The 11,353-nt window shown below is 45.4% G+C and carries 4 protein-coding genes; 2 read left to right on the top strand and 2 right to left on the bottom strand.

Translation table 11 applies throughout. The features are described from left to right. Positions 1–250: 250 nt before the first annotated feature. Both kamA and QGP82_RS01595 read right to left on the bottom strand, forming a co-directional pair. Positions 251–1,540, bottom strand: coding sequence for a lysine 2,3-aminomutase (kamA, locus tag QGP82_RS01600; RefSeq protein ID WP_163665656.1), 1,290 nt, complete (start codon positions 1,538–1,540; stop codon positions 251–253). A gap of 55 nt (positions 1,541–1,595) precedes the next feature. Next, positions 1,596–7,544 (bottom strand): amino acid adenylation domain-containing protein, encoded by a 5,949-nt coding sequence (locus QGP82_RS01595; protein WP_499056773.1) that lies wholly within the window; start codon positions 7,542–7,544, stop codon positions 1,596–1,598. A 460-nt stretch (positions 7,545–8,004) separates the two neighbouring features. Between QGP82_RS01595 and QGP82_RS01590 the strand changes: the two genes are divergently transcribed. Both QGP82_RS01590 and QGP82_RS01585 read left to right on the top strand, forming a co-directional pair. Then, complete coding sequence (locus QGP82_RS01590; RefSeq protein WP_499056771.1) at positions 8,005–10,101, top strand: AMP-binding protein; 2,097 nt, start codon at positions 8,005–8,007, stop codon at positions 10,099–10,101. Positions 10,102–10,104: 3 nt separating this feature from the next. Continuing rightward, positions 10,105–11,331 (top strand): cytochrome P450, encoded by a 1,227-nt coding sequence (locus QGP82_RS01585; protein WP_499056770.1) that lies wholly within the window; start codon positions 10,105–10,107, stop codon positions 11,329–11,331. Positions 11,332–11,353 lie beyond the last annotated feature (22 nt).

Below are 11,353 nucleotides of genomic sequence, written 5' to 3'. Positions count from 1 at the left end.
ACATGTGTGATGACTGTAATCAAGAGCTTTAGAACCTCACATGGATTCTAAGGTTAATTAATGGCCCAATATGCAATTTAGCATATTGGATGTCTTAATATGTTTGGTGTCGCATTAGAGATAAGCATCCATCTTTGTAATTATTATGGTTCTATTATCTTAAAGATGTCCGACAGAAAACATCCCGAAAAGTTCAGGTTTATTCAGATAAAAGTTCAGATTTATTCAGGTGTTTGGGAAAATAGTCAGACTAGCCAGATGTGACTGTTTTATCTTTGATGTTCATTTTCCTATCATGGGCTTGATCAAAGTTTTCTGGTTTAATGTGCTTTTGATGTCCACTCAATAAACTGGATACGCCGGTAGTTTCAGGGAGTGGAGCTTCCTGATTGAATGAGAAATAGTTTTCAGGTTCTTGATAAACGGTGATGTAGCCCTCGTAGTTGCGTAAGGCAACTTGATGAACCCCTTGACTCAAAAGATATTGGGGTGCAATCGGAATTTTACCGCCACCTCCTGGGGCATCCACTACATAGGTTGGAACGGCATAACCACTAGTATGTCCCCTCAGGCCTTCCATGATTTCGATGCCCTTAGCGATGGGCGTTCGAAAATGGCCTGATCCCTTTACCAGGTCACACTGGTATAGATAGTAAGGACGAATGCGATTTATCACTAACGTATGCACAAGTTCTTTTTGAATGGCTAACGAATCGTTGATCCCTGCCAGTAAGACACTTTGATTGCCAAGGGGAATACCTGCATCCACCAGTTTTGCCAGGGCATTGCTAGCCTCAGGGGTAATTTCTTTCGGATGATTAATATGCACATTCAGCCAGAGGGGGTGGTATTGCCGTAGCATGTTGCACAACTTATCGGTAATGCGCTGGGGTAAAAAGATAGGAACTCGGCTACCAATGCGAATAATTTCAATGTGGGGAACTGCCCGCAGGCGAGACAGCACATAATTTAGAAAAGTAGTAGAGAGCGTCAGTGGATCACCACCACTAATGAGAACATCTCTAACCTGAGGTGTGTTCTGTAAATACTCTATCTGAAGATCTATTCCTTGTTTGTTGACACTGGCTTTCGGATCACCCACCATCCGGCTTCGGGTACAATATCGACAGTAACTGGCACAGTGCGTGGTAACCAACATCAGAACTCGATCTGGATATCGATGCACCAGACCAGGCACAGGACTATGCTGATCTTCTTCCAGGCTATCAACCTCCATCCCTTCAAAGGCGAGAAGTTCTCTCCCTAACGGTATAACTTGTCTGCGAATCGGACAATTGGGGTTATCTGCGTCTATCAAGCTCATAAAGTAAGGGGTAATATCAACCCGAAACCTATGATCTGAATTTAGACCTGCTTTTTCCTCTGGGGTAAGTTGGAGAATTTGTAAGATTGTTTCTAAATCACTAATCCGATGCTTGAGCTGCCATTGCCAATCATTCCAATCATGGTCAGGAGTCTCAACCCATTTCTTCGGACGGGGCGTAAAGTGTTGGGTGGTGTTGGGTGGTGAAGTTGCCATGGCAGGTATTGGATTTTGGTGGTGATAGTGAGGACAATCAGATGGATGACAGGACTTAAGATATTTTGATCTGTTCGATAGATTTAAGAATTTTCTGAGCCAACATTTCGATATGGGGTTCAACCATAATGGAGGCATGGCTACCAGAAATGGTATATACGTCAATCTCTTCTGCTGCGAAGGGTTGCCATCCCATAGCCAAATTTTCGTATGATTCTGATAGGCCATACTGGGATAAACTTGCCTCTTGAGCCTGAAATAGGGTGATGGGAGTCGGAGATGTATACCTGGGACTATAATCCAGCTGAAACTGAGTCCGAAATACTTGAAACAATCCCCGGACTATTTTGCTATCCGATTGAGGGGGGAGCACTTCGGCCATTTCAAGCCGTTGTTTTAAGGTGTCGATTTGTTCTGATTCGGTGAGTAAGTGGAGTTTATCGACATCGATTTGGAGACTATCACCCAAAAGCTCCTCAATCATGCCAATTAACAGCTGCATCCACGTGGTGTGATTCCAGTCAGCATAGGTTTTCTGGCGACTTACATCTGATGATGTCGTATTAGTTGCTGAGGGTGCGATCGCATCGATCATAAAAACCCGACCAATGGACTGTCCTTGACGCTGAAGCTGCTGCGCCATCTCAAAAGCCACCTGAGCACCAAAGGAATGTCCCAAGAACACATAGGGGCCTACAGGTTGAACTGTCTGAATCGCTTGAATATATTGTTCCGCAATGCTTTCAATACTTTGGAGAGGAGGTGTTTCCCCATCCAGACCTTGAGCCTGTAGTCCATACAGGGGTTGATCGGTACCCAGGTGTCTGGCAAGGGGGTAAAAATAGAGCACATTGCCGCCAGCACCGGGGACACAAAATAATGGAATCGCTGAACCGTTAGGTTGAATCGGTACCAGGGGAGACCAATTTGGTTGAAACGAGGTAGATCCTAAAACAGCTGCGAGTTCTTCAAGGGTGGGATGCTGAAATAATGTGGCTAGGGGTAAATTGATTTGAAAATATTGTTGAATTTGAGCCATTAAACGCATGGCTTTTAGAGAATGCCCGCCTAGTTCAAAGAAATTATCTTGGATACCAATGCTCTCTTTGCATAATAAATCTTGCCAAATTTTAGCCAATGTTTGTTCTATAAAATTACGAGGGACTGTCTCAGGCTGGTTGTGGGTGCCTTGACTTTGACCTATGTCCAATAAAGAGAGTTCCTTCCGATCTATTTTTCCATTTTGGTTGAGGGGAAAATCCTCCAGGGTTACGAATGTACTTGGAATCATATAATCCGGCAGCTTTTGTTTGAGAAAATTTCGGAGGTCGGTCGGTGAATGCTCTGGAGGATAGAGAGAGGGACAGATATAGGCCACTAGTCTTTTATCCTCAGGCATCTCTTCTTCTACAGTAATTACCACTGCTTGGTTGACTTGAGGATGGCTACTCAGGACGGTTTCGATTTCACCCAGTTCTATTCTAAATCCTCGAACTTTAACCTGATAATCCACACGACCCAGATATTCAATATCGCCATCCTGGGCATATCGGGCGAGATCTCCTGTTTTATAGAGTCGTCCGGAGCCAAAGGGGTTAGGAATAAACTTCTCTGCGGTCAGTGTGGAACGGTTTAAATAACCTCTGGCCACGCCCATTCCCCCAATGTATAACTCACCAATCACTCCTTTGGGGACAGGGCATAATTCTGCATCCAGGATATAAACCTGAGTATTGGCGATGGGGGAACCAATGGGAATCGTTAATTGAGTATGAGCCTTTCCATCTAAGCTAGAGTGTGAAACGCAGAACTGGCTTGACCAGACAGTTGTTTCTGTGGGTCCATATAAGTTCCACAGATTTTTGCTACGGGGCAAGAGCTGACGGGCAATCTCAGGAGGCAGGGTTTCACCACCACATAAGATCATCATATCTGTTGAGATTGCATCCCATCCAGCTAACAACAACATTTGCCATGTGGCGGGAGTTGCCTGCATAATTGTGGGCTGGATTTCAAGCAGTTTATGCTTAAGTTGTTGTCCATCTTGTGCCACATTCTGGGGAATAAGCCATAGTTGAGCGCCACTAATGAGGGGCAGATAAATCTCCAATGTGGCAATATCAAAGGCTATGGTTGTTACTGCAGCTAGACGGTCGGAATGATCTATTCCTAAAGTCTCCTGAAAACTGCATAGGAGATTGGCCACCGATTTGTGTTCAATTTGAACCCCCTTAGGCTGTCCTGTTGAACCCGAGGTATAGATAACATAGGCTAAATTGTGTGAAGCTGCGCTATTATCTAGATTTTCAGGCGATTGTTTGGCAATTATCGATGCCTGGTCATCCAGGCAAACAACTGAGCTTTTAAGGGAGAGAAATTGTTTGTACAATGAGGCTTGAGTCACCAGTAAAGATACCTGTGCATCAGTCAGGATACTGTGAAGCCGCTCTGAGGGATGGTTTGGGTCGAGCGGGACATAGGCCCCACCCGCTTTCAAAATCCCGAGCAACGCCACGACCATATCAATTGATCGGTTTACACATATCCCAACCAGAACCTCTGGTCCTACGCCCTGTGCTTGCAGATAATGGGCCAGCCGGTTGGCCTTTTGATTCAGCTGCCGGTAGGTGAGCTGCTCTTGCTCAAATACAATGGCTACAGCATCGGGGGTTTTAGCAACCTGTGCCTCAAATAGCCGGTGAATGCATTGTTCTTGCAAAAGGTGGCATTGGGTATCGTTCCAGGTAACTAGAGCCTGATGACGTTCAATTTCATCGAGTAAGGGCAATTTGCTAACAGAATTTTGAGGGTCCATCACTACAGCAAAAAGCAAATTACTGAAATGAGCCGCCATCTGTTGGATCGTTAAGGCATCAAACAAGTCTGTGTTGTATTCCCATTCACAGGTTAATTGGTTCTCTCTTTCAGTGATGGATAGGGTGAGATCAAACTTAGAGATTGTGTTTTCTATCGTAGACTCACTCAAGGTTATCCCTGGAAGTACCAGGTCGTCCAGCGGTGCATTTTGCAATGCAAACATTACCTGAAATAGAGGAGAGTGGCTCAAACTCCGTTGGGGGTTCAAGGCCTCTACTACTCTTGCAAAAGGGACACCTTGGTGCTCATATGCCTGGAGGGCTGTTTCTCGAAAACGAGTTAATAAGGTCTCAAAACTAAGGTTGTTCTCAAAGCGAGTTCTTAAAACCAGAGTATTGACAAAGAAGCCAATTAACGGCTCTAGTCCAGGATGATTGCGATTGGCAACAGGAGACCCAATTAAGATATCGGTTTGTCCACTATAGCGGTAGAGCAATGTGGCAAATGCACTGTGCAAGATCATAAATAGGGTGACCTGCAGCTGTTGCGATAACCGCCTTAGTTGTTGAGTCAGGTCCCTATCCAGGAGAAACTGTTGACTGGCTCCCTGATAGGTTTGCACCGCTGGACGAGGGCGATCAGTTGGCAATAATAATAGGTCCGGCGCATCTGCAAGCTGATTTTGCCAGTACTGGAGTTGCGTTTTAAGGGTTTCGGATTGTATTTGCTGCTGCTGCCATACTGCGAAGTCTGTGTACTGAATCGGTAGGTCGGTCAGCGGTGAAGGGGCTCCTAAACAAAATGCCTGATATAGGGCCGAGAGTTCTTGCATCATAACCCCCATTGACCAATCATCAGAAACAATATGGTGCAGGGTAAAGAGAAGGGTATAGGATGATGTACCCAGCCGAAACACAGAACATCGCAGCAGGGGAGCGACTTCTAAATTAAATGGAGTCGCAGCCGCTTGCTGAATCTGCTGGTTTAAAGTTTTTGCTTGTTCATCACCTGTTAAAGTTTGCAAGTTAATTTGCTCAATATTTATGGTGGTTGATGCTTGTATTACTTGAACAGGGACACCATTCACGGTTTGAAAGCTGGATCGTAAGATCTCATGTCGATTAACTATTGCTGAGAGTGCCTGTTGCAAAGCATGAAGATCCAACGATCCTTGGAGCAAAAATGCTTCAGATATATTGTAAGTTGCACTGGAGCCTTCAAGTTGATCTAAAAACCATAATCGTTCTTGAGCCCAGGATAACGGATACTGCTGTCGTGATTTGTCAGCACCAGAGAGATCAACACGAGGTATGGAGAAAGCCTGATGGTTACTGGCAGCATTTTTAAGCTGATGTATCCTTTGGTCTAGCTGGGTAACAGTCGGCGCTTCAAAAATGGTTCTAATGGAGAGATTGGCCTCAAAAGTTCGTCTGAGGCGTGACACTAACTGAATGGCCAATAAAGAATGTCCACCTAGGTTAAAGAAATTATCGTATATACCAACTTTGTCGATGTCTAACACCTCGGCAAAGGCTCTAGCGATGATTTCGCCACGAGGAGTATCGGGGGCAATGTATTGCTCTTCCGGCAGACTGTTCCTATCAGGTAGTGGCAGTGCTCGGCGATCTACTTTTCGATTGGGGGTGAGAGGAAAAACATCTAAGGCCACAAATGCGCTTGGGATCATATACTCCGGTAGCTTCTGTTGGAGAAACTCACGCAGTTGCAAAGGAGATGGAGACGGCTGAGAAGCAACAAAATAGGCAATTATTTTTGTGTGATGGGCAGCCTGACGGGTTGTAATCACCACTGCTTGTTTGACTTGAGGGTGACAATTCAAGACCGTTTCGATTTCACCCAGTTCTACCCTAAACCCTCGAACTTTGACCTGATAGTCTACACGACCCAGATATTCAATATCGCCATCCTGGGCATACCGGGCGAGATCGCCTGTTTTATAGAGCCTTCCAGGCCCAAAGGGGTTAGCAATAAACTTTTCTGTGGTTAGCTCTGGTAAATTGAGGTAGCCCCTCGCCAGGGTAATACCGCCCACATATAATTCTCCCTTCATCCCCTTAGGGACAGGTTGTAGCGATGGATCCAGAATATAGGTTTTGATATGAGCTAAGGGTTTACCAATCGAGGTTTCACTCCCTTGCCAGTTAAGAATTTGCACCTTAGAAAGGTGACAGGTTGTGGCTACCACAGTCACCTCTGTAGGACCGTAACTGTTGACAAGCTGAGGATAATCACCGCAATGATCGAGCCAGCGTCGAACTTGTTCTGGATCAGCACCTTCTCCACCAATAATCACGAGTCGAAGCGATGGATTAAGGGTGATCTGAGATTCGGAAAATTGAGAACAGATGTGATGCCAGTAAGCTGTTGGCAAGTTTAAAACAGTGATCTGCCAATCATGACACTTTTGAATAAGTGTCGCGATGTCATTCATATCCTCTGTGCGCAATACCAGAGTTGCTCCTGCGTGCCAACAGGGGTAAATTTCTTCAACAGATGTATCGAAGCTGACTGAGGCAAATTGTAGAACGCGATCCGACGACGAAAGACAATATTTTGCTGTAATAGATTGGGTGAAATTTCTCACAGTCTGATGTTCAATCATCACCCCTTTTGGCGTTCCAGTCGATCCAGATGTATAGATAATATAGGCTAAATTGTTAGGGGTAACTTGAGTGAGAGGGTTAGACTGACTCTTCTGAGAAATGACCGTGCTATCGGTATCTAAACAAATGACGACTGCCGAATGCTCAGGTAATCTGGATAACAAATGGCTGTGGGTTACTATGACTGATACCTGAGTATCGGCAACCATAAACTGGAGTCTTTCTTGAGGATAGCTAGGGTCAAAGGAGGCATAGGCTCCCCCAGCTTTCAAAATCCCCAACAGTCCAACCATCAAGTCAATGGATCGCTCTAAACACAATCCTACGAGCACTTCTGGTCCAACCCCCTGGTCTATTAGATAGTGGGCTAATTGATTAGCTTTGTCATTTAATTGCTGATAGGTTAGTTGCTGTTGCCCAAACACCAATGCGATCGCATCAGGTGTCTTTATAACTTGTGTTTCAAATAACTGATGAATACACTGATTGCACGGGTACTCCCTGGCTGTATCATCCCAACCCACATAAGAAAGATCTAAATTCTCATTTTTAGATACAGCCATATTTACCCTTTTTTGATTCTTGATTTTTTATTTAGATTTCTGTAACTTTTCTGCTAGCGACTGTAGCATCGGCTATGTGTGTGAAGTGACTAACAATACCCTTAAGCGGAAAGGTAACAGATAGAGTGCATAAAAGCAATCAAATACAATTCAGTGAAAGTACAGTTGTAACCGTACCAGCTCTAATTAGAGTAGTTCTGTTGGTGTTAGTACTGATTATCCCCTGAAGGTAAGAATCTTTCTTTAGAAAAGTTTTTGGGTGATTCTCAAACGGTCTCGGTGTGACGTTGCACCGCGTGATCTGCATAGGCCTGTGGGGTAACCTTAATCATCTATTTCTCAAACACCTGAATAAACCTGAACTTTTATCTGAATAAATCTGAACTTTTCGGGATTTTTTCTGCCAGGGATCTCCGAGATAATAGAATTGCAACAATGAAAAGATGGATGCTTATATCTGATGCAACATCAAAATTTCGAAGACATCCAACCGGTTAAAACGGATATTGAGCCGTTTCCTCAATCGGTGTCGAAGGCTAATTTGCCTGAAATTTTCCTGTCGCATGTTCATCAATTTCCCAGTCAACGTGCCTATACTTTTCTAAATAATGGTGAAGCCGAGACGGCGAGTCTAACCTATCAGCAACTGGGCGATCGGGTACAGACGATCGCGGCTAGATTACGCTCACTCACAGCCCCTGGAGACAGAGCGCTACTGCTTTTTTCGCCTGGGTTAGAGTTTGTTATGGCATTCTTAGGATGCCTACTGGCTAACGTGATTGCGGTTCCCACATATCCTGTGCGCCGACCACAACATCTGGAGCGCCTGGCTGCGATCGCCCATGATGCAGAACCCACCCTAGTTCTAACAACTCAGGATCAGCTTGAGCAGGTGCGATCGCACTGTCAAGAACTTCAGCTCGAACAAATACGCTGCGTTGCGATTGACCAATGGGCTGACGAGATCGGAGCTGATTGGCCGCCGTTAGATATTGCACCAGAAACCCTGGCATTCGTGCAATATACCTCAGGCTCCACCGGGCAACCCAAAGGCGTGATGATCAGCCATGCCAATTTACAGCACAATCTAACTCAGATTCAGGCTGGTTTTGGTCATACTCCCCAGAGCCAGGGTGTCATTTGGCTGCCTCCATATCACGACATGGGCTTAATCGGTGGCATTCTTCAACCCCTCTTCGTTGGTTTCCCAGTTGTGTTGATGCCAGCCACTGCATTTTTGAAAAAACCAATCCGTTGGTTGCAAGCGATCTCTGATTATCAGGCAACAACCAGCGGAGGACCGAACTTTGCGTACGATCTCTGTGTGCAACGGATAAAGCCAGAGGAGCTACATCATCTCGATTTGAGTTCTTGGGACGTTGCTTTCACAGGGGCAGAGCCAGTACGACCTGCAACAATACAACAGTTTTCGGCTAAATTTTCAGCCTGTGGCTTTCGATCAGAGGCATTTTATCCCTGCTATGGTCTAGCAGAGGCGACCTTGATGGTGACTGGAGGTAATCGGCTGCAGCCACCCAAATTTCATCAGATTAAGTCTAGCGCACCAGACATGGGGCAAGATTTAACCCAGAGTTTAGTTGGGTGCGGCCCAGCTAGAAATGATATGGATGTTGTGGTTGTCGATCCTCAGAGCCACGATATCTGTGCAGCAGGACAAGTTGGGGAGATTTGGGTGCGGGGTCCAAGTGTTGCCCAGGGCTACTGGCAGCAGGAAAAATCACCAGCGTTTAAGGCCCGCTTGAGTGAGACGACTCGTGTAGTGATCGGTAAAAACTCTGAATCACCTTTTCTCAGAACCGGTGATTTAGGCTTTTGGGTAGAGCGCGAACTCTTTGTTACAGGACGCCTTAAAGATCTCATTATCATTCGAGGTCAGAACTATGCTCCTGAAGATATCGAATATGTTGCAACCCGAAGTCACCCAGCCTTGCGCCCTCATGGTGGTGCAGCTTTTTCAGTTGACCTAGAGGGGACTGAGGTGTTAATTGTCCTGCATGAAGTCGAGCGTTCTGCGATCAAAGACCTGGATGCTGAAGTGGTAATGAATGCGATTCGTCAGGCTATTTCACGGCACTATGAGCTACAAGTATCAGAAGTCATTCTCTTGAAAGCTGGAAGTTTACCGAAAACATCTAGCGGCAAGATTCAACGCTACATCTGCCGTGATCGTTTTTTGGAGAATACCTTAAATGTTGTTGGACGATCTCACTTTCCAGTGAACTCTTTGCAGAGTACATCAACCACACCTTGTTCAGAGGAGGAACGGCAGGTGAAAGAGAGTGCGACGGCCCAAGCACCAGTTACAAAAGCAGCGATTGAAGACTGGTTAATCCAGAATTTAGCTCGATATTTAAAGGTAGCACCAAGCACGATCGACCCGCGCCTGCCATTTGCAGATTATGGATTAGATTCATCCGTAGCCCTCAACTTAACAGGAGAATTAGAAGACTGGCTGAATGATGAAATCGAACCTGATGTATTCTGGCGATATCCCAGTATTAGGAAACTAGCGGAATACTTTGTTGAGGGGGATTAGGCCGTGATCGAGTTTAATCCATTTTTACCAGAGTTTCGAGCTAACCCCTACCCCTTTTTTCAACAATTACGAGAGCAGGACCCAGTTCATCAAACCGCCAGTTTTACGGGAGCCTGGGTGCTCACTCGTTATGCTGATGTCAAGGCTATTTTGAGTGATCATCGGGTTCAAGTTGACAATTTGCCAGATCGATTGGGTCAGAAAGCGGCTTATCTAGAGTCCGGACAAAACTTTGCCCATTTGCAACAAACGATTGGGGCCTGGTTATTTTTCCAAAATCCCCCAGATCATACCCACTTTCGGAATCTGGTGAGCAATTATTTTGCTAGTGCTGCGGTTGAGCAACTTCGCACTCAGATTCAAACTATTGTGGATCAGCTAATTGCTAACGTCCTAGATCAGGGGAGAATGGATATTATGTCAGACCTGGCCGCCCCCTTACCCACATTAGTGATCTCTACAATACTTGATATCCCTTCAGAAGACCAGACTCAGCTTACGCAATGGTCGTACACTTTGTTTCGAGTTTTTGATCAGCCCATTTCTTTAAGAGGCTATGGTCGTATGGAGGAGGCTGCTCAGGCCTTTAAAGGTTACTTTCAAACCTTGATTGAACAGAGAAAAAAAAGTCCGGGTTCTGATTTATTGAGTCAGCTTTTGAGAACGCAAACCCACAGTAATGTTCTTTCTGAGGAAGATTTCTTAGGGTTCTGTGTGATGTTATTTAGTGTGGGGCAAGAAACAACGGAAAACATGATTGGGAATAGTATGCTAGCCCTTCTCAATCATCCTCAGCAGCTTAAACAGCTTAAACAGGAGCCAACACTGATCAAAAAGGGGGTAGAGGAACTACTGCGTTATGATAGCCCGGTTCAATTCCTAGCGCGCATGGCTACGAGTGATCTAGACATTGGTGGTAAGACAATCAGAGCTGGCGAAAGAATCTTTTTAGCCCTTGGCGCTGCCAATCGAGATCCACATCAATTCTCAGAACCCGATCGATTGCATTTTCTCCGTCATCAGGGCCAACCCATTCCGTTTGGATCGGGGATTCATTATTGTTTGGGTGCTGCTTTAGCCCGGATGCAGGGTCAGATCGCGATTAACACAATGATTCAGAAATTACTGCATCTTAAATTGGCTCCTGAACCTTTGAAGTGGCGAAAAAACCTGGTTTTGAGGGGACTGAAGTCATTGCCTGTGACATTTGAGGCCAGCCAGTCAACGTAGTCACCGTTGAACAAGAATTTTG

This window comes from Leptothoe sp. LEGE 181152 (genome assembly GCF_032906605.1).
Taxonomy (GTDB): domain Bacteria; phylum Cyanobacteriota; class Cyanobacteriia; order Phormidesmidales; family Phormidesmidaceae; genus Leptothoe; species Leptothoe turfae.
This window is presented reverse-complemented; position numbering and strand designations above follow the sequence as displayed.

Coding starts and splice junctions, on each gene's coding strand:
- kamA (WP_163665656.1), bottom strand. CDS start 1,540: ATGGCAACTTCACCACCCAACACCACCCAACACTTTACGCCCCGTCCG.
- QGP82_RS01595 (WP_499056773.1), bottom strand. CDS start 7,544: ATGGCTGTATCTAAAAATGAGAATTTAGATCTTTCTTATGTGGGTTGG.
- QGP82_RS01590 (WP_499056771.1), top strand. CDS start 8,005: ATGCAACATCAAAATTTCGAAGACATCCAACCGGTTAAAACGGATATT.